21 protein-coding genes are annotated in these 22344 nt (G+C 72.9%); 13 read left to right on the forward strand and 8 right to left on the reverse strand.

Features of this window, described 5'->3' with window-relative positions; genetic code table 11:
* The first annotated feature begins 39 nt into the window (after positions 1–39).
* The 5 genes from ML5_RS25565 to ML5_RS25585 all read left to right on the forward strand — a co-directional run bounded on the left by ML5_RS25565 (position 40) and on the right by ML5_RS25585 (position 4823).
* On the forward strand, positions 40–1128 hold the full coding sequence (locus ML5_RS25565) for an S-(hydroxymethyl)mycothiol dehydrogenase (protein ID WP_013476736.1): 1089 nt from the start codon (positions 40–42) through the stop codon (positions 1126–1128).
* Complete coding sequence (locus ML5_RS25570; RefSeq protein WP_013476737.1) at positions 1125–1754, forward strand: MBL fold metallo-hydrolase; 630 nt, start codon at positions 1125–1127, stop codon at positions 1752–1754. Before ML5_RS25565 ends, ML5_RS25570 begins: the two co-directional genes overlap by 4 nt.
* 137 nt (positions 1755–1891) lie before the next feature.
* Positions 1892–2992 (forward strand): DUF3626 domain-containing protein, encoded by a 1101-nt coding sequence (locus ML5_RS25575; RefSeq protein WP_013476738.1) that lies wholly within the window; start codon positions 1892–1894, stop codon positions 2990–2992.
* A 220-nt stretch (positions 2993–3212) separates the two neighbouring features.
* Positions 3213–3938, forward strand: a complete 726-nt coding sequence (locus tag ML5_RS25580; protein WP_091327674.1) for a hypothetical protein — start codon at positions 3213–3215, stop codon at positions 3936–3938.
* 333 nt (positions 3939–4271) lie between these two features.
* The gene (locus ML5_RS25585) at positions 4272–4823 is read left to right on the forward strand and encodes a hypothetical protein (RefSeq protein WP_013476741.1); all 552 of its coding nucleotides are present in this window, start codon (positions 4272–4274) and stop codon (positions 4821–4823) included.
* 51 nt (positions 4824–4874) lie between these two features.
* Here ML5_RS25585 and ML5_RS25590 read toward each other — a convergent pair whose 3' ends face one another.
* A complete protein-coding gene (locus ML5_RS25590) occupies positions 4875–5792 on the reverse strand; it encodes a S9 family peptidase (protein ID WP_013476742.1) in 918 nt (305 codons plus the stop codon).
* Complete coding sequence (locus tag ML5_RS25595; RefSeq protein WP_013476743.1) at positions 5789–6130, reverse strand: hypothetical protein; 342 nt, start codon at positions 6128–6130, stop codon at positions 5789–5791. The genes ML5_RS25590 and ML5_RS25595 overlap by 4 nt, the downstream gene beginning before the upstream one ends.
* A gap of 71 nt (positions 6131–6201) precedes the next feature.
* Here ML5_RS25595 and ML5_RS25600 point away from each other — a divergent pair, with 71 nt between their 5' ends.
* Positions 6202–6759: a helix-turn-helix domain-containing protein gene (locus tag ML5_RS25600; RefSeq protein ID WP_013476744.1), complete on the forward strand. Its 558-nt coding sequence runs from the start codon at positions 6202–6204 to the stop codon at positions 6757–6759.
* On the opposite strand, the gene ML5_RS25605 is transcribed toward ML5_RS25600, so the two are convergent.
* Entirely contained in the window at positions 6732–8186 is a 1455-nt protein-coding gene (locus tag ML5_RS25605; RefSeq protein WP_013476745.1) for an MFS transporter, read from the reverse strand. The genes ML5_RS25600 and ML5_RS25605 overlap by 28 nt on opposite strands.
* A 71-nt stretch (positions 8187–8257) precedes the next feature.
* Complete coding sequence (locus tag ML5_RS25610) at positions 8258–8494, reverse strand: hypothetical protein (RefSeq protein ID WP_013286401.1); 237 nt, start codon at positions 8492–8494, stop codon at positions 8258–8260.
* Positions 8495–8637: 143 nt separating this feature from the next.
* Here ML5_RS25610 and ML5_RS25615 point away from each other — a divergent pair, with 143 nt between their 5' ends.
* Positions 8638–9774 (forward strand): geranylgeranyl reductase family protein, encoded by a 1137-nt coding sequence (locus tag ML5_RS25615; protein WP_013476746.1) that lies wholly within the window; start codon positions 8638–8640, stop codon positions 9772–9774.
* Between the two features lie 43 nt (positions 9775–9817).
* Here the strand turns inward: ML5_RS25615 and ML5_RS25620 are convergent, their stop codons facing one another.
* On the reverse strand, positions 9818–10852 hold the full coding sequence (locus ML5_RS25620; protein WP_013476747.1) for an NAD(P)-dependent alcohol dehydrogenase: 1035 nt from the start codon (positions 10850–10852) through the stop codon (positions 9818–9820).
* 95 nt (positions 10853–10947) lie between these two features.
* On the opposite strand from ML5_RS25620, the gene ML5_RS25625 reads away from it, so the two are divergent.
* Positions 10948–11133, forward strand: coding sequence for a hypothetical protein (locus ML5_RS25625; RefSeq protein ID WP_135240224.1), 186 nt, complete (start codon positions 10948–10950; stop codon positions 11131–11133).
* Between the two features lie 37 nt (positions 11134–11170).
* Here the strand turns inward: ML5_RS25625 and ML5_RS25630 are convergent, their stop codons facing one another.
* Positions 11171–12961 (reverse strand): bifunctional UDP-sugar hydrolase/5'-nucleotidase, encoded by a 1791-nt coding sequence (locus ML5_RS25630; protein WP_013476748.1) that lies wholly within the window; start codon positions 12959–12961, stop codon positions 11171–11173.
* 150 nt (positions 12962–13111) lie between these two features.
* Between ML5_RS25630 and ML5_RS25635 the strand changes: the two genes are divergently transcribed.
* The gene (locus ML5_RS25635) at positions 13112–14014 is read left to right on the forward strand and encodes an SDR family oxidoreductase (RefSeq protein ID WP_013476749.1); all 903 of its coding nucleotides are present in this window, start codon (positions 13112–13114) and stop codon (positions 14012–14014) included.
* Between the two features lie 87 nt (positions 14015–14101).
* Here the strand turns inward: ML5_RS25635 and ML5_RS25640 are convergent, their stop codons facing one another.
* Together ML5_RS25640 and ML5_RS25645 are read right to left on the reverse strand one after the other, a co-directional pair.
* Positions 14102–14752 (reverse strand): nucleotidyl transferase AbiEii/AbiGii toxin family protein, encoded by a 651-nt coding sequence (locus tag ML5_RS25640; RefSeq protein ID WP_013286395.1) that lies wholly within the window; start codon positions 14750–14752, stop codon positions 14102–14104.
* Complete coding sequence (locus tag ML5_RS25645; protein ID WP_013476750.1) at positions 14749–15075, reverse strand: hypothetical protein; 327 nt, start codon at positions 15073–15075, stop codon at positions 14749–14751. The genes ML5_RS25640 and ML5_RS25645 overlap by 4 nt, the downstream gene beginning before the upstream one ends.
* Positions 15076–15892: 817 nt before the next feature.
* On the opposite strand from ML5_RS25645, the gene ML5_RS25650 reads away from it, so the two are divergent.
* The 4 genes from ML5_RS25650 (at position 15893) to nrfD (ending at position 22318) form a co-directional block, all read left to right on the forward strand.
* Positions 15893–16483, forward strand: a complete 591-nt coding sequence (locus ML5_RS25650) for a hypothetical protein (RefSeq protein WP_013476751.1) — start codon at positions 15893–15895, stop codon at positions 16481–16483.
* A gap of 300 nt (positions 16484–16783) precedes the next feature.
* Complete coding sequence (fdh, locus tag ML5_RS25660) at positions 16784–20107, forward strand: formate dehydrogenase (RefSeq protein ID WP_013476752.1); 3324 nt, start codon at positions 16784–16786, stop codon at positions 20105–20107.
* Positions 20100–21143, forward strand: a complete 1044-nt coding sequence (locus ML5_RS25665) for a 4Fe-4S dicluster domain-containing protein (protein WP_013476753.1) — start codon at positions 20100–20102, stop codon at positions 21141–21143. Before fdh ends, ML5_RS25665 begins: the two co-directional genes overlap by 8 nt.
* Positions 21140–22318, forward strand: coding sequence for an NrfD/PsrC family molybdoenzyme membrane anchor subunit (gene nrfD / locus ML5_RS25670; protein WP_013476754.1), 1179 nt, complete (start codon positions 21140–21142; stop codon positions 22316–22318). The genes ML5_RS25665 and nrfD overlap by 4 nt, the downstream gene beginning before the upstream one ends.
* The last annotated feature ends 26 nt before the right edge of the window (positions 22319–22344 follow it).

A 22344-nucleotide genomic window follows, 5' to 3' on the forward strand; every position in this document is an offset into this window, starting at 1 on the left:
TAGGTTCTGGGTGCAGACGCACGCAACGAAGGAGGCACCGTGAGCCAGGAAGTCCGGGGAGTCGTGTCGCGGCGCAAGGGCGCGCCCGTGGAGGTCACCACCATCGTGGTGCCGGACCCGGGGCCGGGCGAGGCGGTGGTCCGCATCCAGTCGTGCGGCGTCTGCCACACCGACCTGCACTACCGCGAGGGCGGCATCAACGACGACTACCCGTTCCTGCTCGGCCACGAGGCCGCCGGCATCGTGGAGCAGGTCGGCGACGGCGTCACCGACGTGGCACCCGGCGACTTCGTGGTGCTCAACTGGCGCGCGGTCTGCGGGCAGTGCCGGGCCTGCCGGCGCGGCCGCCCGTGGTACTGCTTCGCCACCCACAACGCGACGCAGAAGATGACGCTCACCGACGGCACCGAGCTGACGCCCGCGCTCGGCATCGGCGCGTTCGCCGAGAAGACGCTCGTCCACGCCGGGCAGTGCACGAAGGTCGACCCGTCGGCCCGGCCGGCGGCGGTCGGCCTGCTCGGCTGCGGCGTGATGGCCGGTCTCGGCGCGGCCATGAACACCGGCAACGTGTCCCGGGGCGACTCGGTCGCGGTGATCGGCTGCGGCGGTGTCGGCGACGCGGCGGTGGCCGGGGCGGCCCTGGCCGGCGCGACCACGATCATCGCGGTGGACACCGACTCCCGCAAGCTCGACTGGGCGCGCAAGTTCGGCGCCACCCACACCGTCAACGCCTCCGAGGACGACGCGGTGGAGGCCATCCGCGCGGCCACCGGCGGCTTCGGCGCCGACGTGGTGATCGACGCGGTCGGCCGCCCGGAGACGTGGAAGCAGGCGTTCTACGCCCGCGACCTGGCCGGCACCGTCGTCCTGGTCGGCGTGCCGACCCCGGAGATGACAGTCGACCTGCCGCTGCTGGACGTCTTCGGCCGCGGCGGCGCGCTCAAGTCCAGCTGGTACGGCGACTGCCTGCCCAGCCGCGACTTCCCGATGCTGACCGAGCTGTACCGGCAGGGCCGGCTGGACCTGGACGCGTTCGTCACCGAGGAGATCGCCCTCGACCAGGTCGAGGAGGCGTTCGCCCGGATGCACCACGGCGACGTGCTGCGCTCGGTGGTGGTCTTCCCGTGACCGCCCGCGTCGACCACGCCGTCACCTCCGGCACGTTCTCGCTCGACGGCCAGACGTTCGACGTGGACAACAACGTCTGGGTGATCGGTGACGACTCGGAGTGCGTCGTCCTCGACGCGCCGCACGACGTGGCCGCCATCCGTGAGGTGATCGGTGACCGGCGGGTTCTGGCGATCATCGCCACCCACGCCCACGACGACCACGTCCGGGTCGCGCCCGAGCTGGCCCGGGCCACCGGCGCGCCGGTGCTGCTGCACCCCGCCGACCGGGTGCTGTGGGACATGGTGCACCCGGACACGGCCCCGGACGGCGAGCTGACCGACGGGCAGACCATCGCCGTCGGCGGCACCACGCTGCGGGTGCTGCACACGCCCGGCCACAGTCCCGGCGCGTGCAGCCTGTACGCCCCCGACCTGGGCGCGGTCTTCACCGGCGACACCCTGTTCGCCGGTGGACCGGGCGCGACCGGGCGGTCGTACAGCGACTTTGGCACCATCGTCGAGTCGATCCGTACCCGGCTGCTCACGCTGCCGCCGGAGACGGTGGTGCACACGGGGCACGGCGACGACACCACGATCGGGGCCGAGGCGCCGCACCTGGACGAGTGGATCGCCCGGGGCCACTGAGGACCGAACACCCGCGCGGGCCCGGCCGGAGCAGTCCGGTCCGGGCCCGCGGCGTCTCCCGGCCCGTCCGCGCGCCGGCGGGCGTCCGTCCGCTTCGGACGGCACCGAAACCGTGTGGCCGGGCTAGGTCCCGTCCGGTGATACTCGGGCCCGTGCCCGTCGCCACACTCACCGCCGCCCAGTCCGCCGCGCTGCGCCACGTCCGCGACGTCGCGCTGCGCGACCGCCCGGCGGCGCTCGCCGTCATCGCCCGCCACCTCGCCGCCTCCGGCGCCACGTACCGGTACGAGGAGGTCGTCGCCGCGGTGACCGGGTACGGGCGCCTGACTGTTAACTTCCACCCCGACCGGGTGCTGCGGGACGGCCGTACAGTGGTCGAGGCGCTGGACGAGGAGGGCGTCTACCGCAGCCAGTTCGAGACCGGCATCTCCAACGGCGGGCTGACCGCGTACCCGGGCGGCGACCGGGACGTCTGGGAGCAGGCGATGTTCGGCGGCGCGTACCAGCGTCCCGGCGTGCTCCCCACGGAGCGCCCGAAGTACGGCGGCCTGAACCTGCTCGACCACGCCGACGGCGCGTGCCCCCGGTTCGGTTCGTGTCACCTGCGGCTGCGCCCGGAGGTGCTGGCCCGGGCGACGTTCAGCTTCGGTGACAGCCACATCGAGCCCACCGAGTTCGGCACCGTCGACGTCTTCGAGCCGGTGTTCGCGGCGCTGCTGACCGCCACCGCCGGCACCGGCGTCGCCCTGGGCGTGGCCGGCATGGACACCGGCACGCTGCTGCGGACGCTGCTGCGCCGCCGGGAACGGGAGTCCGGGCGGGTCGGCCGGGCGTTGGACGACTACATCGAGGCGCAGGTGCACGGCGAGATCAGCCTGGCCCGCGACGTCGAGGCGCTCGTGGTCGACCCGTCGTTCCGCGGCACCGACGTGGGGCGCCGCCTGGAGGGCATCGCCGCGCGGCACGGCGTGGCGCTGCGCTTCCACCCCGGCTTCGTGCTGCCCGTCGACGGCGTCGACGCCGAGTTCCGCGGCCCGGACATCCCGCCGCTGGCCGTACGGGTCGCCGCCGAGTTCGCCCGCCCGGGGGAGCCGCTGCACGCGGCGCTCGTCGGGCGCGCCGCCGCCTCGGTGGTACGCGAGCCGCAGCGCTGGGCAGACCGGGGGCCGGCCGCGGTGACGCTTCAACACCTCAAGCAGCTCTGGCATGTGCTGGTCCGGTTCGGCGTTCCGGCCTGATCATCCCTTTTCGTCCCGTCCGCCGCGCTCCGGCAGCCGCTGCCCGGAATCGCGGGTGACCTGGACCGCAGCCTCGGCCCTGCCCGGCATTTCCGGAATGACCGACACTGCGGGTTGGTTGTGTCCCCCGTACCGCCGGAAGCCAAACACCTACCCGGCGGTAGTCCCTCGAGGGGCGCTCACCCCGGAGCGCGTCGTAACGATCGAAAGGGCAACCATCGTGAAGCAGCACTTCACTCGATGGCTCCCCGCCATCGCGAAGACCGCCGTCGCGAAGACCGCCGCCGTCACCCGTAACCGCCGCGCCGCGCTGAGCGTGGCGGGTGTGGCAGTCCTGGGCGGCCTGGCCGTCGGCCCCGTAGCCGTGGCCGCGCCCGTGACCAGCGGGCCGCACGCCGGCGCCAAGGCCGCGATCGACCTGGCCACCGGCAAGAAGACCTCCACCGAGGCGGTCAAGCCCGGCCAGACCACCGGCCTGGACAAGGTGCCGACCCGGCCCGACCGGCCGGCCAAGGAGAAGCTCGTGCCGCACGGCGTCGAGGGCGCGCAGTCGCGCATCCCGCTCGACGACGCGCAGCTCGACAACGCCAAGGCCATCGTCGAGGCGGCCAAGGAGACCGGCGTGGGGGAGCGGGGCGCCGTGATCGGCGTCGCGACCTCGCTGCAGGAGTCGAAGCTGTACAACCTGGGTCACCTCGGCGCGTACAACGACCACGACTCGGAGGGCCTGTTCCAGCAGCGCCCGTCGTCCGGTTGGGGCACGTCCGAGCAGATCACCGACCCGGAGTACTCCAGCAAGGCGTTCTTCAACGCGCTGAAGAACGTCGGCGGCTGGCACGAGCTGCCGCTGACCACCGCCGCGCAGACGGTCCAGGTGTCCGCCTACCCGTACGCGTACGCGCAGTGGGAGGAGCAGGCGGCGGACATCGTCCAGCAGGTCTGGTGACCCGACACCCGTAGCGAACGGCCGGCCCTTCCGGGGCCGGCCGTTCTCGCACGGAGCAGGCCCTCGGGGGGAGGGCGGACGTATGGGCGCGATGTCCGGTTGCGCTGTGGTGGGCGGCACTGCGCGGGCGGAATCGGGGGTGGGCGGATGGCGTTGTAACCCGGTGCGCGACCGGAGCGGCGCCGCCGAGCGCCCCCCGGGAACAACCCCGGGCTGCCGGTCGTTGCAGATGCACCCGGCACGCCGCGCGCTGCCGGATCCCCCGAGAAACCTGAGCGCCTGACGGTGCCCGCGCATCCCCCCGGATGCGTCGACCCCCGAACGGAGCCCACCATGAACACGATCCTGCGCAAGAGCATCCTCGGTATCGCCGGTCTGGCCTTCACCGGTGGCGTGTTCGCCGGTCCGGTCGCCGCCCACGCGGCGGACACCGCCACGCCGGCCGCCGTCGCGGTCCAGGGCGTGAGCCCGCAGGGCGCGCAGTCGCACGTGGACCTGAACGACGAGCAGCTCGCCAACGCCAAGGCCATCATCGCGGCCACCAAGAAGGCGGGCCTGCCCGAGCGCGCCGCGGTCATCTCGATCGCCACCGCGCTGCAGGAGTCGAAGCTGGAGAACCTGGGTCACCTGGGTGACCGCAACGACCACGACTCGCTGGGCCTGTTCCAGCAGCGGCCGTCCAGCGGCTGGGGTACGCCGGAGCAGATCACCGACTCCGAGTACTCGACGCTGGCGTTCCTCAAGGGCCTCAAGCAGGTCGACGGCTGGCAGGACATGCCGCTGACCGAGGCCGCGCAGACCGTGCAGGTCAGCGCCTACCCCGACGCGTACGCGCAGTGGGAGAAGCAGGCCGCCGAGATCGTCGCCGAGCACTGGAACAAGTAAGACCTGACGAAAGGCCGGTACCCGATCCGGGTGCCGGCCTTTCGCGTGCCCTCAGCCGCTGTGCGCGGCGAGCCACGACAGCACCGGCTCGACCACCGACGGGTCCAGCGGCTGCTTCGCCTCGTCCCGGTACGCCCGCAGCGACGGCGGGCCCGTCCGGCGGCGCAGCACGTGGGTGACGTCCGGCAGCACCCCGGTCTGCACGGGCCCGCCCGCGTGCGCGGCGATGACCGGCAGGTCCGCCGGATCGGTCTGGAGATCCTTGTCGCCGGTGAGCGCGAGGATCGGCGCGTCGACGCGGGCCAGGTCCGGCCGGGGGTCGTAGCGCAGGAACTCCCGGAACCAGCGGGCGTTGAGCCGCTGCCCGCCGACCCACGCCACGTCCTTGTCGGTGGCGAGGATCTTCTCGTGGTTGCGGGCCACCTTCGCCACCAGGTCGGTGCGGGTGAGCCGGAGGACGAGGCGTACCGGCGCGGGCAGGGTGGGCAGCAGCAGCCCGGCCTGCCGGCGCAGGACCTCGGCGCCGGTGCGCCCGGGCGCGGAGAGCAGGACCAGGCCGGCCACCGGTACGCCGCGCGCGGCGAGCGCGACAGCGGTGAGCGCGCCCTCGCTGTGCCCGACCAGGAACAGCCGCCCGGCGTCCACGGCCGGGTCGTCGCGCACCGCGGCGAGCACGGCGGCCGCGTCGTCGACGTTGTCGTGGAAGCCGGTACGCAGGAACTCGCCGCTGCTAGCGCCGACGCCCCGCCTGTCGTACCGGGCGACAGCGATCCCGGCCCCGGTCAGCGCGGCGGCCAGGTGCCGCTGGATGCCCAGCGGCAGGCGGCGGTGGTCGCCGTCGCGGTTGATCGGCCCGGAGCCGGGCAGCAGCAGCGCCAACGGATGCGGTCCGGCGCCGTCGGGCAGCGTGAGCGTGCCGGACAGCCGCTGCCCGGCCGAGTCGACGGCGAGCGGGCGGTCGACCGTCACGGCAGCACCGCCGCGGCCAGGGCGTCGGCGTCGTCGGCGCCGATGAGCAGGGAGTCGTACGCCTGGCCGGTGAGGGTGATGCGGACGGCCGGCTGGCCGCCGCGGACGCTGACGAACTCCTTGCCGGCCCTGCCGCGCCAGGTGCCGACGTTGCGCGTGCCGGGGACGCCGAGGCCGGGCGCCCGGATGCCGCGGGTGGCGCGCGCCCCGTCCGGTACGACGACGGCGGCGCTGACGGCGGAGCGGGGGAACGACAGGTCGCCGCGCAGCGCCCAGACCTTCTCGGCGGTGGTGAGCCGGACGTCGATGCGGTCGGGGGTGAGGTCGACGGTGGCCATCGGCGAACTCCTCGCTTCTGTTATCGTTGCTGAGAACATTACCGGAGGCGATAACAAAAAGGGGAGCCACTGTGGCACTCGACACCGTGGAGCTGCTGCTGCACCCGGTCCGGCTGCGCATCGTCCAGGCGTTCCTGGGTGGCCGCACGCTCACCACCACCGACCTGCGCACCGAACTGAGCGACGTGCCACCGGCCACGCTCTACCGGCAGGTCGCCACGCTCGCCGACCACGGCGTCCTGCACACGGTGGGGGAGCGGCGCGCCCGCGGCGCGGTCGAGCGCAGCTACCGGCTCAACGAGGCCGCCGCGTCGGTCGACCCGGACGAGGCCCGGTCCATGAGCCCGCAGCGACACCGCCAGGCGTTCCTCACCTTCGTCGCGGGCCTGCTCGCCGACTTCGACGGCTACCTCGACCGCGGCGACGCCGACCTGGCCCGCGACGTGGCCGGCTACCGGCAGAACGCGTTCCACGCCACCGACGCCGAGACCGCCGAGTTCGTCACCCGGTTCCGCGACCTGTTCGCCGAGTACGCGGCTCTCGGCCCCGGGCCCGGCCGCACCCGGCGGCTGCTCACCACAGTCCTGCTGCCCGCCGCCGATCAGGAGCGGCCCGCGGACCGCCGGTGACCGAGCACGATGTCCGCCACCGCGGCGCCGAGCGCCAGCACGATGATCCCGGCGGCGAGCAGCAGTGAGTGGCGGAACGCCGTACTCCAGTCGCCGCGGTCGTCGGCGATCGTCGAGAAGAACAGCGCGCCCACCGCGGCGATGCCGGCGGCCGATCCGATCCGCTGCCCGGTCTGGAGCATCCCGGCGCCGCTGCCGGCCATCGGCACCGGCACCTCGGACAGCGTGAGCGTCTGGTTCGGCGCGATCACCAGGCCGCTGCCCAGCCCGGCGACGAGCAACGGCAGCGCGGTCCGCAGCGGCACGTTGTCGTGCGGACCGCCGGCCAGCACCAGGTCGGTCGCGATCAGCCCGGCCACCACGGCCAGCAACCCGATCGCGACGAGCGGGCGGCCGTAGCGGGTGACCACCCGGCCGCCGAGCGCGGAGGCGAGCGCCGAACCGAGCGCGAACGGGGTGATCGCCAGACCGGCCACGAGCGCGCTGTAGCCGAGCCCCATCTGGAGGTAGAGCGTGAAGATGAAGAAGATCGCGGTGAACCCGGCGAAGTAGATCAGGCCGATCAGCGCGCCCAGCGTGTACGAGCGCACCGTGAACAGCCGCAGGTCGAACAGCGGCTGGGCGCGCCGGGCGTACCGGTGCTCCCAGAGCGCGAACCCGGCGAGCAGCAGCAGGCCGGCGGGGATCAGCAGCCACTTGCCCGGGCCCCGCCACTGCTCCCGCTGCACAAGCGGCAGCAGGATCACCGTGACTCCGGCGCCGAGCAGCAGCACGCCGAGCGGGTCGAGCCGCCCCCGTCCGGCGGGGTTGGTGGGCCGGGCCGGCATCAGCCGCCAGCCGAGCAGCATCGCCACGATCCCGACCGGGATGTTCACGAAGAACACCCACCGCCAGCCGTGCTCGGCGCCGCCGAGCTGGATGAGCAGCCCGCCGAGCAGCGGACCCACGGCGGTGGAGATGCCGATCGTCGCGCCCAGCAGCCCGAACGCCCGGCCCCGGTCCGCGCCCCGGAACAGCTCCTGGATCATCCCACTGACCTGGGGGTTCACCACACCGGCGGCGGCGCCCTGGACGAGGCGGGCGACGACCAGCCACTCCGGCGAGCGCGCCAGCCCGGCCAGCGCGCTGGTCAGCGTGAACAGCCCCACTCCGACCACGAACGCGGTACGCCGCCCGCGCGCGTCACCGAACCGCCCGGCCGGCACCAGCACCAGGCCGAACGTCAGCGCGTACCCGGACAGCACCCACTGCAGATCGCTCGGCGTGGCGTGCAGCGCCCGGTCGATCGACGGCACCGCGACGTTGACGATGCTGACGTCCAGCAGCGTCATGAACGCCGCGATCAGGCCGACGCTCAGCGCGCGCCAGCGGCGCCGGCCGTCGTACCCGGTGTCAGGCACCGGCGTCGACGACCGGCCCTCGCTCATCGTGCCCCCCACAGACCGTCGATCACCCGACTCCGATCGCTACCCGGTGCCCGGTGGGGCAAACGACTCGATCACGCCATCTGGCGCGCGCACCACCGGGGTCCGAAGTCCAGGCCGGACATCGGGGAGTCCTCGCGGTGCAGCAGCCCCCGCTCGGTGAGCGAGTGCAGCGGCTCGCGCAGCTCCTCCTCGGTCATCCCGGTCTCCTGGGCGATCAGGTCCGGGTAGGGGACGTGTCCCTGCACCTCCAGCGCGGACACCGCCTGGTAGACCCGTTCCTCGACCGCAGACAGCTGGACCTGAGGCATCGCTTCCCTCCTCGGCGTGGACCGCCCGACCCGCGGACGGCCGGCGACCGGCGGTTACCCGGACGGGCCGCGATGATGCGCACCCGTTCGACTGTCGTACCGGGCGGCGAGGCACGGCGGTGCCCTAGGCTGCACCCGTGATCATGGATCTCGTCGTGGTCGGCGGCGGGCCCGCCGGACTCTCCGCCGCGCACGCCGCGGCCCGGGCCGGCGTGCGCACGCTCGTGGTCGAACGGGCCACCCACCCCCGCTACAAGACCTGCGGCGGCGGCCTGATCGGCACGTCGCTGGCCGAGGTCGCCGGCCGCGTCGAGGTGCCCGCCCACGACCGGATCGGCCGGGTCACGTTCACCCGGGACGGGCGACGCGCGTTCACCCGCCGGCACCCCGCGCCGCTGGTCATCATGATCCGCCGGGAGGAGTTCGACGACCGGCTGCGCGCCGCCGCCGTCGCCGCCGGGGCGCAGGTCCGCGAGGGCGTCGCGGTCCGCGCGATCGAGCAGGACCCCGACGAGGTACGCCTGCGCCTGGCCGGCGGTGAGACGGTACGCGCCCGTACCGTCATCGGCGCGGACGGCTCGTCCGGCGTGACGGCACGCCACGTCGGGGTGCGCTTCCGGCAGGTCGACCTCGGGCTGGAACTGGAGCTGCCGGTGGACGCCGCCGAACGGGACCGCTGGCGCGGCCGGGTGCTGCTCGACTGGGGGCCGCTGCCCGGCTCCTACGCCTGGGTGTTCCCGAAGGGCGACCGTCTCACAGTGGGTGTCATCTCCGCCCGGGGCGACGGCGACCGCACCCGCGCCTACCTGCGCGACTTCACCGACCGGCTCGGCCTGTCCGGGGTGAGGCCGGAGCACGACTCCGGTCACCTGACCCGCTGCCGCACCGGGGACTCCCCGCTGCGGCACGGCCGGGTGCTGGTCGCCGGGGACGCCGCCGGGCTGCTGGAACCGTGGAGCCGCGAGGGGATCAGCTACGCGCTGCGCTCGGGCCGGCTGGCCGGGGAGGCGGTGGCCGCCGGTGACCTCGACGCGTACGCCCGGGAGGTCGACCGGCGGCTGACGCCGGAGATGCGCGCCGGGCACCGGCTGCTGGAGGTGTTCGAGCGGCGGCCCGACGTGTTCCACGCGATGCTGGCCAGCCCGCCCGGCTGGCGGATGTTCGTCCGGTTCTGCCAGGGCCGGGCGAGCTTCGCCGAGGTGCTCGACCGGCGGCCGGTACGGGCCGCGCTGGCGGTGCTCGACCGCCTGCCCGCGAAGGTACGGTCAGTGGCCGGTTGACCGGGCGTCGTGCCGGTGTTCCCGCACCACTGAACGCCCCGCGTCAGGGGACGATGACCGCCCGCCCCCGCACCTCGCCCCGGCGCAGCGCCTCGTACGCCTGCGGCGCCTCCGCGAGGGGGAACGTGTGCACGTCGGCGTGCAGCCGGCCGTCGCGGGCCAGCGCGATCACCTCGTGCAGTTCGGCCCGGGTGCCCCAGAACGGCACCACCACACCGGTCTCCAGCGGCACCGGGGGCGGCTCGTCGGCGACCGGACGCACCGGCAGCGTGCCGCCGGCCAGGCCCACCAGCAGGATCTGGCCGCCGGTGGCGACGACCTGCCGGGCGGTGTCCAGCGTGGGCTGCGCGCCGACGAAGTCGAGCACCACGTCCGCGCCGTCCGGCGCCGGTCCGACCAGTTCGCGGATCTTCTCCACCGCGTCCGGGCCGGCCTGCACCGAGTGGTGCGCGCCGAGGCGGCCGGCCAGGTCCAGCGCGGCGGTGTTCGTGTCCACCGCGATGATCCGTACCGCTGTGGTGGCCAGCAGGATCTGCAACCCCATGTGCCCCAGGCCGCCGATGCCGATCACCACGCAGGAGGTGCCGGGTCGCAGCCGGGGCCGCGCCAGGTCCACCGCGTGGTACGGCGTCAGCCCGGCGTCGGTGAGCGGCGCCGCCTGGGTCAGGTCCATGTCGCCGACCGGCAGCAGCCGGGACGCGGGCACCACCACGTACTCGGCCAGCCCGCCGTCGCGGCTGAGCCCGATGCCGCCGACCGGGATGACCCGGCAGCGGTTCTCCTCGCCCCGCAGGCAGGCCCGGCACCGGCCGCAGCCGATGATCCCGTAGACGGCGGCCCGGTCGCCGGGCGACCAGCCGTTCACGCCGGGGCCGACCGTGTCGACGGTGCCGGCGATCTCGTGACCGAGCGTCATCGGGATCGGGAACACGCCCGCCGGGGCGTCGAGGATGTGCAGGTCGGAGTGGCAGGCGCCGACCGCGCCGACGCGCAGCAGCACCTCACCCGGGCCGGCCTGCGGCGTGGGCACCTCCGTGTGCTCCAGCACACCGGGTGCGGTCATCCGTACTGCGCGCATGTCTCCTCCACCTCGTCGCCGACGGTCGACGCGGCGGCATACCCGTGCCGTGGCGGTTGATGCGGAGACGGGACGGGTGGGCGCACAATGCGGTCATGAGCGAGCCGGCCGAGTCGTTCACCGACGAGGAGTACGCGTTCCTGCGGCACGTCCGCTTCGGCGAACTGCCCGCCCGGGTACGCCCGGAGGAGCGGGTCGAGTCCGCCGAGACCGAGTTCCCGCCGGACCGGCCGGACCCGGTCGGCGGGGAGTCGGAGTGGCACCTGCGCGCGGGCGGCTGACGGGGCCCGGACACCGCCGGGCCCCGCCGCCTCACGGTCAGAAGACCGGCACGCCGTCGCGGACCAGCTTCCAGTTGGGTACGAAGAAGTCGGCCGGGTCGATGACGCCCTTGGCCTGCGCCCAGTCGATGAGCAGCTGGCGGATCTCCTGCTGCGCGTTGTAGACCTGGGGCTTCACGATGCCCGGGAAGTTGCCGCCGCCGCTGCGCCGGTAGTTGTTCACCGCCACCACGAACCGGGCGTCCGCCGCGACCGGGGTGTCGGTGCCGGCCAGCACCAGGCGGGTGATCCGCTGGCCGACCGGCTTGGCGATGTCGATGTCGTAGTCGACGCCGGAGAACACGTCGTAGTTGTAGTCCGGCACCGCCGGGTCGCTGATCGTCTCCGGGTTCACCGGCGCGCCCGCCGGCAGCGTGACGAAGTACTTCGCCGAGTACTCCAGGTACGCCTTCACCTCGGCGCCGGTCAGCACGACCGCCTCCAGCGTGTTGTCGTACACGTAGAGGCCCGCCACGTCGCGGATGCGCACGTCGCCCTGCGGGAACACCGCGGTACGGCTGAACGGCGCGGCGATGGACAGCACCGGCAGGCCCGCGTACTCGCCGCCGGCGAGCGCCTCGGTGGCCACCTCGGTCTGGACGTGGTTGATGAAGTCCAGGATCGGGGTGTCGTTGTACCGCGACTCGGCGGCGGACAGCTCCACGCTCGACTGGGCGACGACCCGGTTGACGTACTCGACGGTCTTGGTGTGCTGGCCGCGCACGGCCGCGAGTACCGCCGGGTCCTCGACCACGGTGTTGGTGTTCAGCGTGGTGGCCGACTTGGCGGTAACCGTCCAGCGGCCCTTCTCCCGGGTCAGCGTGAAGTCCATCCGGGTCAGCCGCTGGCCCCACTTCGACGGCTCCGAGGTGAGGACCCGCTCGCCGGTGGTGAGGTTGGTGACGAACTTCTCCGGCACCTCGTTGTGCGCGTGGCCGAACAGGATCGCGTCGATGCCGGGGACCTGCTCGGCGATCAGCGCGGTCGGGTTCTCGTTCGGCAGCTCCGGGCCGTAGCTGGAGGTGCCGCTGTCGCCGCCGTGGGCGGAGATGACGACCAGGTCGGCGCCGCGGCGGCGCATCTCCGGCACCCACTTCGCGGCGGTGGCGACCATGTCGGCGAAGACCAGGCGGCCCTCGACGTTGCCCTTGTCCCAGATGGCCACGCCGGGGTTGGTCAGGCCGAGGATGCCCACGCGCAGCTTCGGCGCGCCGTGCCCGCCGAGCTTGACCTCCTTGATCACGTACGGGAGGAACGCCGGCTTGCCGGTCTTCGCGTTGAGCGCGTTCGCAGCCAGCGCCGGGAAGCCGAGCTGCTCGATCCAGGTCGCCAGCAGCGGCAGGCCGTAGTTGAACTCGTGGTTGCCGAGCGTCACCGCGTCGTACTTGAGGATGTTCATGGCGCGGGCCATCGGGTGCGTCTCGCCGGTGCTGGTGATCGGCTCCTGCTTGGCGTAGTACGTCGCAAGCGGCGTGCCCTGGATGGTGTCGCCGGCGTCCAGGACCAGCGTGGCCCTGCCCTTGCGCTCGGCGCGGATCTGGTTGACCAGGGTGGCGAGCTTCGCGACGCCGACGTCGTTGTGCTTGCTGTCGTCGAACTCGGCGTCCTTGTAGTAGTCCCAGTTGTAGACGTTGCCGTGGGTGTCAGACGTGCCGAGGATCGTCAGGTCCCAGGTCTTCGGCTGCTTCGGCTTCGCCTCGGCGGGCGCGCCGGCCAGCAGGGGAGCGGTCGCGGCGGCGGCCGCGACGGCCAGCACCTGGCGCCGGGAGGCGCCGGAGGAGGAAGTCATGGAGGTGCCTTTCCAATGGGGGTACGCGCCTCGTGGGCGCCGTTGCGCACCATAACCACCACATGTCACCTGCGCCACACCGGCCCGAATCGTTTCCCTTCCGGTCACAGGCTGCTGTTTTCCCGCCCGTCACCCGGGTAGGGCGCATCCATGAGCGAGGACCAGTTCACCCAGCAGCACCCGGCCGAGCAGTACGGACAGCAGGAGGGCCAGCCGTCGCAGCAGCAGACGCCGCCCGGCAACGAGCAGGAGATGGGGCCGAAGCCCGACCACGGCGAGGAGTCGTACCGGGGCAGCGACCGGCTCACCGGCAAGCGCGCCGTCATCACCGGCGGTGACTCCGGCATCGGCCGGGCCGTGGCCGTCGCCTTCGCCCGCGAGGGCGCCGACGTGCTCGTCACGTACCTCGCCGACGAGGAGGAGAAGGACGCCCGGGAGACGGTCGCCCTGATCGAGCAGGCCGGGCGCACCGGCGTCGCAGTCCGGTGCGACCTGCGCGAGGAGGCCAACTGCCGCGCCCTGGTCGACCAGGCCGTCCGCGACCTCGGCGGCGTTGACATCCTGGTCAACAACGCGGCGTACCAGATGTCGCAGGACAACGGCCTGCTCGACATCACCACCGAGCAGTTCGACCGGGTCTTCAAGACCAACGTGTACGCCATGTTCTGGCTCTGCAAGTTCGCGGTGCCGCACATGAAGGAAGGCTCGACGATCATCAACACGTCGTCGATCCAGGCGTTCGACCCGTCGCCGCAGCTGCTCGACTACGCCACCACCAAGGCCGCCATCGCCAACTTCACCAAGGCGCTCGCGCAGAACCTGGCCGACCGGGGCATCCGGGTCAACGCGGTCGCGCCCGGCCCGATCTGGACGCCGCTGATCCCGGCCACCATGCCGGAGGAGAAGGTCAAGCAGTTCGGCACCGACACGCCGCTGGGCCGTCCCGGTCAGCCGGCCGAGCTGGCGCCCGCGTACGTCTACTTCGCCTCGCAGGAGTCCAGCTACGTCACCGGCGAGATCCTCGGCGTCACTGGCGGCCGTCCGACGAAGTGAGCCGTCGTCCGGTCCGGCTTTTCCCGTTCTGGCTCGCTGGCCCGTGCCGGCCGCCTGGTCCCGCCCCCGGTCGTCTGGTTCCGCCGCTCAGCGGGGCCAGACGGCCATCCGGCGGCGCACCTCGGCGATGCGCGGCGCGTCCAAGCCGTAGCGGGTGAACCGGCGGTCGGCCAGCCCGTCGAGGTAGCGGCCCGCGGCGCGCACGTCCTCGTCGTCCAGCGCCGGGTCGACCTGACGGGCCAGCTCCAGCAGCTCCGCGACCGTGTACCGGTCCAGCGCGGCGGAGACGTCGATGTAGTCGCGTACCTCCCGCCGGTTCACCAGCGCGGCGGTCTTGTTGGCGATCAGGTCGCGGACGTCCATGACCGGGCCGAGGTCCATCACCACCGGGCTGCGGTGCCGGTCCAGGCGGGCCAGGCTCAGGCGGATCTGCCGGCCGTCCCGGCTCACCACGAAGTCCCGCAGGTCCCGGTCGAATCCGTCGAACACCTCACCCAGCCCGCCCGGGTCCACCTCGGCCACCCGGTAACCGGCCCGTTCCAGCGCCGCGCGTACCCCGTCGGCCGCCGCCGCTGCGGCGCCCTCCACGTCGGCGAACAGGTCGACGTCCTCGGTGGGGCGGGTGACCAGGCCGTGTACGGCCCACGCCACCCCGCCGCCGAGCACGAAACGGTGCGGGCCGGCCGCGGCCAGCGCCACCCGGGCCACCTGCCGGTAGAAGTCGTGCGGATGGGTCACGCGGCGCGCAGGCTCCGGTGCCGGCCCTCCCAGGCCAGGCGTACGCCCCGGGGCAGGTTGAGCAGCGGCCACAACCGGCGCAGCGTGCCCGCGTGGATCAGCTCGCGCAGATCCTCCACCCGGGTCGTCTCACGCAGCACGTTCTCGTACATCCAGAGCAACTCGTCCGGGTCGCCCAGGTCGAACGCGCGTTCGCTGCTCCACATGAGGCGTACCGGCAGCTCGACGATGCCGGTCGTGGGACCGGTCAGCTCGTCCAGGGTGCGCGCCACCACGGCGGGTCGCCCGGGACGGGCGAGGTACGCGTGCGCGCTGACCGACATGCCATCAGGGTAACCCCAACCCGGCCCAACACCCCCCGCCCTTCCCGCCCCCACCCTGTCGATCATGATGTTGACGGCGCGCGGCGTCCGTTTCGTCCCCGCCAACTTCATGATCGACCGTTGCATCCTCGCCAACTGTTGGCCTAGCGCGGCACTCCGCCGGAGATCTTGGAAGATTCGGGCCCCTATGGCGGCCGTTTCCTTCCAAGATCTCCCACGGTGGCGCGTGCGCCAACGCCGGCGCACGGGCCCCGGCGTTCCGCCGACGAGAGATCTTGGTACGCAACGGCCCTCATGGGGGCACTCTCGTACCAAGATCTCCATCCGGCAGTGCGGACGCCGCCGCGAGCATGCCCGATCATGAAGTTGGGTTGCGACAAACCGGACACCGTGTGCCGTCAACCTCATGTTTGACGGGCCAGGTGAGTCCAGGCGGAGGACGGGGCCGGGATCGGATCGGCCGGGACGGAACGGATGTTGAGGCTGGGCGGGACGCCGGAGGACCAGGGGATGGTTCGGGGGCAGTGTCCGGGCTGCGTCGGGTGTCGGGTTTCGGGGTGGTGGGGGACACCCGGCTGGCGGAATCGTGGGCGGGGCCGGGGCGTTATACCTGGTGAACGACCGCAGCAGCACCCCCGCAGCACACGAACGCGGGTGCAGGCCCCCGGAATGATCCCGGGGCGGCGGTCGTTGCACATGCCTCCGGCGCCCCGGACCACGGGCAGCGAGCCGGATCCCCCGAAGACTTCTTGAGCGCCTGACGGTGCCCACGCACCCCACCCCCGGGTGTGCGTCGACCCCCGAATGGAGCCCCCTCATGAACACGATCCTGCGTAAGAGCATCCTCGGTATCGCCGGTCTGACCGTCGCCGGTGGCCTCGCCGCCGGCCCCCTCAGCCACGACACCAGCACCCCCACCGCCCGGGACGCCGCGGTCACCACCACTCAGGCCGCCGCGAAGCTCGACACCGCCACACTCATCCCGCACGGCGTGCAGGGCGCCCAGTCGCGTATCGACCTGAACGACGAGCAGACCGCCAACGTCAAGGCCATCATCGCCGCCACCAAGAAGGCCGGCATGGACGAGCGCGCCGCGGTCGTGTCGATCGCCACGGCGTTGCAGGAGTCGAAGCTGGAGAACCTCGGCCACCTCGGTGACCGTAACGATCACGACTCGCAGGGCCTGTTCCAGCAGCGCCCGTCCAGTGGTTGGGGCACGGTGGAGCAGATCACCGACCCCGAGTACTCCACGACGGCGTTCCTGAAGGGTCTGAAGCAGGTCGACGGCTGGCAGGACATGCCGCTGACCAAGGCCGCCCAGACCGTCCAGGTGTCGGCCTACCCCGACCACTACGCCCAGTGGGAGCAGCAGGCCGCCGACCTCGTCGCCCAGCACTGGAACAGCTGACCCGGCGGTGACCGGGGTCACGACGAACGAGCGGAAGAACCGTGACCCCGGTACCGTTGTGCAGAGCGTCGGTGTGTTCAGTGTCCCCGGGCCTCACCTAAATTGCCTTCGCGGAATACCGTTCGGCTGGAGCCGCGTCGCGCCACTCGCCGAGAGGCGACATGCACACCGACGCCCAGAGCCGCCCCGGCCATTCGGCCGGGGCGGCTCTGTCTGTGGGCTCGAGTCGCACGCCCCGGGCCGCTGGCCTAGGGTTACTGGCAGAGGTGAGCCGTTCTCGACGGAGAGGGGGGTGCCCGGATGGGTTTCAAGACGTTCATCCAGGGGTGGCCGGTCTACCGGCAACTCACCGGCACCGACCCGCTCGGTCGCGGCGCCGCCGCCCAGTCGGCCCGCTCCGCCGGCCTGACCGCCCGCACCGAGACCGCCGACGGCATGGCCCGCTCGGTCTGCCCGTACTGCGCGGTCGGCTGCGGGCAGCGCGTCTTCCACTCCGACGGCCAGGTCACCCAGATCGAGGGCGACCCGGACAGCCCGATCTCGCGCGGCCGGCTCTGCCCGAAGGGCTCGGCCAGCAAGAGCCTGGTGACCAGCCCGCTGCGCCAGACCACTGTGCGCTACCGCCGGCCGTACGCGACCGAGTGGGAAGACCTGGACCTCGACGTCGCGCTCGACATGATCGCCGACCGGATCCTCGCCGCCCGCGCGGAGACCTGGGAGGACGTCGACGACGAGGGCCGCCCGCTGAACCGGACGCTGGGCATCTCCAGCCTCGGCGGCGCGACGCTCGACAACGAGGAGAACTACCTCATCAAGAAGCTGTTCACGGCGATGGGGGCACTCCAGATCGAGAACCAGGCCCGTATTTGACACTCCGCCACCGTCCCCGGTCTGGGGACCAGCTTCGGTCGCGGCGGCGCCACGGACTTCCAGCAGGATCTCGCCAACGCTGACGTCATCATCATCCAGGGCTCGAACATGGCCGAGGCCCACCCGGTGGGCTTCCAGTGGGTGATGGAGGCGAAGAAGCGCGGCGCGAAGGTCTTCCACGTCGACCCGCGGTTCACGCGTACCAGCGCGCTCGCCGACACGTACCTGCCGATCCGGGCGGGTACGGACATCGCGCTGCTCGGCGGCGTGGTGCGCTACATCCTGGAGAACGAGCTGGACTTCCGGAAGTACGTGCTGGCGTACACGAACGCGGCCAACATCGTCAGCGAGCAGTTCGTCGACACCGAGGACCTGGACGGCCTGTTCTCCGGCTACAACCCGGACACCGGCTCGTACGACCACGCGAGCTGGCAGTACGAGGGGCAGGAGGACAACGCCAAGATCCGGGGCACCGGCAAGGAACGCGACTCGGCATCCGGGCTGGAGCACGAGTCGCACGGCGAGCCGGTGCCGGCGAAGGCCCCGCGGGACGAGACGTTGCAGCACCCGCGCTGCGTCTACCAGATCCTGAAGCGGCACTTCTCCCGCTACACCCCGGAGATGGTGGCCCGCGTGTGCGGCATCCCGGAGGAGAAGTTCCTCGAACTGGCGCGCGCCTGGACGGAGAACTCGGGCCGGGAGCGCACCGGCGCGCTCGTCTACTCGGTCGGCTGGACGCAGCACAGCGTCGGCGTGCAGTACATCCGCACCGGCTCGATCATCCAGACGCTGCTGGGCAACATGGGCCGCCCGGGTGGCGGCATCCTGGCGCTGCGCGGGCACGCCAGCATCCAGGGATCGACCGACATCCCGACGCTGTTCAACCTGCTGCCCGGCTACCTGCCGATGCCGCACCACGCCGACCACCCGACGTTCGACGAGTGGGTGGACAGCATCCGGCACCCGGGCCAGAAGGGCTTCTGGGGCGACTCGCGGGCCTTCGCGGCGAGCCTGCTCAAGGCGTACTGGGGTGACGCGGCGACGCCGGAGAACGACTTCTGCTACGGGTACATGCCCCGGATGACCGGCGACCACGGCACGTACCAGCAGGTCCTGAACATGATCGACGGGAAGGTGAAGGGCTACTTCCTGCTCGGCCAGAACCCGGCGGTCGGCTCGGCGCACGGCCGGGCTCAGCGTCTCGGCATGGCCAACCTGGACTGGCTCGTGGTCCGCGACCTGTTCATGATCGAGAGCGCCACGTTCTGGAAGAACAGCCCGGAGGTCGCCACCGGCGAGATCGTGCCGGAGGAGTGCCGCACCGAGGTGTTCTTCCTGCCGGCGGCCTCGCACGTGGAGAAGGAGGGCACCTTCACCCAGACGCAGCGGCTGCTGCAGTGGCGGGAGAAGGCCGTCGACCCGCCGGGCGACGCCTGCTCCGAGCTGTGGTTCTTCTACCACCTGGGCCGGGTGCTGCGGGAGAAGCTGGCCGCCTCCACCGAGCGCCGGGACCGGGCGCTGCTGGACCTGACCTGGGACTATCCGACGCACGGTCCGCACGCCGAGCCGAGCGCCGAGGCGGTGCTCAAGGAGATCAACGGGTACGAGGTGGCGACCGGCCGCCTGCTGAACGCGTTCGGCGAGGCCCGCGACGACGGCTCCACCGCGATCGGCTGCTGGATCTACTCCGGCGTGTACGCCGACGGCGTGAACCAGGCGGCCCGCCGCCGGTCCCGCCACGAGCAGGACTGGGTGGCGGCCGAGTGGGGCTGGGCGTGGCCGGCGAACCGGCGCACGCTCTACAACCGTGCCTCCGCCGACCCCGAGGGCCGGCCGTGGAGCGAGCGGAAGAAGTACGTCTGGTGGGATCCGGACGCCGGCGAGTGGACCGGGTACGACGTGCCGGACTTCGAGAAGACGAAGCCGCCGTCGTACCGGCCGCCGGAGGGCGCGTCGGGCCCGGCGGCGCTCGCCGGTGACGACGCGTTCGTCATGCAGGGCGACGGCAAGGCGTGGCTGTACGCGCCGAGCGGCGTCCTCGACGGTCCGCTGCCGACGCACTACGAGCCGGCCGAGTCGCCGATGCGCAACCCGCTCTACGGTCAGCAGGCCAACCCGACCCGCAAGATCTACGAGCATCCGATCAACCGGATGAACCCGAGTCCGCCGGAGCCGCACAGCCAGGTCTTCCCGTACGTGTTCACGGTCAGCCGTCTCACCGAGCATCACACGGCCGGTGGGATGAGCCGTACCGTGCCGCGCCTGGCCGAGCTGCAGCCGGAGATGTTCGTCGAGGTGTCCCCGGAGCTGGCCGGCGAGATCGGGCTGGCCCACCTGGGCTGGGCGCACCTGATCAGCGGACGCGCGGTGATCGAGGCGCGGGTGCTGGTCACCGACCGGCTCACCCCGCTGCGGGTGGACGGCCGGATCATCCACCAGGTCTGGCTGCCGTACCACTTCGGCACCGAGGGTCTGGTCACCGGCGACTCGGCGAACGACCTGTTCGGCATCACGCTGGACCCGAACGTCCTCATCCAGGAGAGCAAGGTCGGCACCTGCGACGTCCGGCCCGGGCGGCGGCCCACCGGTCCGCCGCTGCTCGACCTGGTCGGCGACTACCAGCGGCGGGCCGGGATGACGCCGGACCGCAAGGTGCCGGTGGTGACCACCGACGCGGCCGGCGGGGACGACGCCGCCGGCAGCACCGACGAGCAGTCGGCCGCCGCGCACCAGGACGGGGATCGGGATGCCTGACGCCAACAGCCTGTACGGCCCGCTCGACCCGGCCCCGGACGCGGGCTGGACCTCCGCGCCGCCCCGGATGGGCTTCTTCACCGACACCAGCGTCTGCATCGGCTGCAAGGCGTGCGAGGTGGCCTGCAAGGAGTGGAACGGCGTCCCCGACTCGGGTTTCGACCTGCTCGGCATGTCGTACGACAACACCGGCGCGCTGACCGCGAACTCGTGGCGGCACGTCGCGTTCATCGAGCAGCCCCGCCCGGCCGGGCACCGCACGCCGCCGTTCGCCGGTGACCCGACCGGCCCGGCGACCAGCCCGGCGTCAGCGGCGGCCGGCGCGCTCACCGCTCCCGACACCGGTACGAATCCCGGCCTGCCGCCGGGGCAGCCGGAGGCGGCGGCGCGGATGGCCGCCGGTCCGGAGTTCCTCGGCATGCCCGGCGCCCACCCGCCCGGGCGGGCCATCGGCGTGGAGAGCCGCACCGACTTCCGCTGGCTGATGATGTCCGACGTGTGCAAGCACTGCACGCACGCGGCCTGCCTGGACGTGTGCCCGACCGGTTCGCTGTTCCGCACCGAGTTCGGCACGGTGGTGGTGCAGGAGGACATCTGCAACGGCTGCGGCTACTGCATCTCCGCCTGCCCGTACGGCGTGATCGACCAGCGCAAGGGCGACGGCCGGGCGTGGAAGTGCACGTTGTGCTACGACCGGATCGGCGCGGGCATGACGCCCGCCTGCGCGCAGGCCTGCCCGACCGAGTCGATCCAGTACGGGCCGCTCGACGAGCTGCGGGAACGGGCCGCCAAGCGGGTCACCGCGTTGCACGAGCGGGGTGTGCCGGAGGCGCGCCTGTACGGCCACGACCCGACCGACGGTGTCGGCGGCGACGGCGCGTTCTTCCTGCTGCTGGACGAGCCGGAGGTGTACGGGCTGCCGCCGGACCCGGTGGTCACCACCCGGGACCTGCCGAAGATGTGGAAGCGGGCCGGGTTCGCCGCCCTGGCCATGGCGGCGGCTGCCGTCGCCGCGTTCGTCGGAGGATCGTCGTGAGCCCGGACCGCCCGGTCGGTGACCTGTTCCGCCGATTCCGCGAACGCCTGTCCGCCGAACCGGAGGACGGCGGCGCCGCCGAGCGGGAGAACGGCAGCCGGGCCACCGCGGCCGGTCCCGGCGTGGGCCGCACCGACGCGGGCTCCCACGACGCCGGCCTCGCCCCGCACCCGCCCCGCGACGCGGAACCGCGCCGACGCCGCAAGGGCGGCAGGGGCGGTGGGGAGCAGCTCAACGTCCCGCCGGCCGAGTTCACCTCCTACTACGGCCGGCCCATCCTCAAGCCGCCGGTGTGGCGGTGGGACATCGCCGCGTACCTGTTCACCGGCGGTCTCGCCGCCGGATCGTCGCTGCTCGCAGCGGGCGGGCAGCTCACCGGCCGTCCCGCGCTGCGCCGCGCCGGCCGGGTAGCCGCGCTCGCGGGCGTCGGCGCCAGCACGTACTTCCTGGTCAACGACCTGGGCCGGCCGTCCCGCTTCCACCACATGCTGCGGGTGGCGAAGGTGACCTCGCCGATGTCCGTGGGCACCTGGATCCTCAGCGTGTTCGGCCCGGCCGCCGGGGTCGCCGCGGTCGCCGAGGCGGCTCCGCTGCTGCCCGAGCGCGGCGTGCTGGGGCTCGGCCGCCGGCTGCTGCCCCCGGCCGGGCACGCCGCCGGTGTGGTCGCCGCCGTCACCGCGCCGGCGCTGGCCACGTACACCGGGGTGCTGCTGGCGGACACGGCGGTGCCGTCGTGGCACGAGGCGTACCCGGAACTGCCGGCCATCTTCGCGGGCAGCGCCCTGGCCAGCGGCGCCGGTGTCGGGCTGGTGGCCGCGCCCTGCGCCCAGGCCGGCCCGGCGCGGCGCCTCGCGGTCGCGGGCGCGGCGATGGAGCTGTGGGGTTCGCACCGGGTGGAGAACCGGCTCGGACTGCTCAGCGAGCCCTACACGCAGGGCACGCCGGGGAAGCTGCTGCGCGCGGGCCGGGCGCTGACCGCCGCCGGTGTGGTCGGCGCGCTGGTCGGCCGGCGCAGCCGGGTGCTGTCCGCGCTCTCCGGCGGCGCGCTGATCGCCGCGTCGGTGTGCACCCGGTTCGGCATCTTCCACGGCGGGGTCGCCTCGGCGCGCGATCCGCGGTACACGGTCGTGCCGCAGCGCGAACGCGCCGACCGGCGGGCCGCCGACCAGGTCTGACACCTCCCCGGGCGGCCTTCCGTCCG

The organism is Micromonospora sp. L5 (assembly GCF_000177655.2).
Taxonomy (GTDB): domain Bacteria; phylum Actinomycetota; class Actinomycetes; order Mycobacteriales; family Micromonosporaceae; genus Micromonospora; species Micromonospora aurantiaca.

Coding starts and splice junctions, on each gene's coding strand:
- ML5_RS25645 (WP_013476750.1), bottom strand. CDS start 15,075: ATGTCGGTCAGCGCGCACGCGTACCTCGCCCGTCCCGGGCGACCCGCC.
- ML5_RS25610 (WP_013286401.1), bottom strand. CDS start 8,494: ATGCCTCAGGTCCAGCTGTCTGCGGTCGAGGAACGGGTCTACCAGGCG.
- ML5_RS25620 (WP_013476747.1), bottom strand. CDS start 10,852: ATGCGCGCAGTACGGATGACCGCACCCGGTGTGCTGGAGCACACGGAG.
- ML5_RS25635 (WP_013476749.1), top strand. CDS start 13,112: ATGAGCGAGGACCAGTTCACCCAGCAGCACCCGGCCGAGCAGTACGGA.
- ML5_RS25650 (WP_013476751.1), top strand. CDS start 15,893: ATGAACACGATCCTGCGTAAGAGCATCCTCGGTATCGCCGGTCTGACC.
- ML5_RS25625 (WP_135240224.1), top strand. CDS start 10,948: ATGAGCGAGCCGGCCGAGTCGTTCACCGACGAGGAGTACGCGTTCCTG.
- ML5_RS25665 (WP_013476753.1), top strand. CDS start 20,100: ATGCCTGACGCCAACAGCCTGTACGGCCCGCTCGACCCGGCCCCGGAC.
- ML5_RS25605 (WP_013476745.1), bottom strand. CDS start 8,186: ATGAGCGAGGGCCGGTCGTCGACGCCGGTGCCTGACACCGGGTACGAC.
- ML5_RS25585 (WP_013476741.1), top strand. CDS start 4,272: ATGAACACGATCCTGCGCAAGAGCATCCTCGGTATCGCCGGTCTGGCC.
- ML5_RS25630 (WP_013476748.1), bottom strand. CDS start 12,961: ATGACTTCCTCCTCCGGCGCCTCCCGGCGCCAGGTGCTGGCCGTCGCG.
- ML5_RS25595 (WP_013476743.1), bottom strand. CDS start 6,130: ATGGCCACCGTCGACCTCACCCCCGACCGCATCGACGTCCGGCTCACC.
- ML5_RS25615 (WP_013476746.1), top strand. CDS start 8,638: ATGGATCTCGTCGTGGTCGGCGGCGGGCCCGCCGGACTCTCCGCCGCG.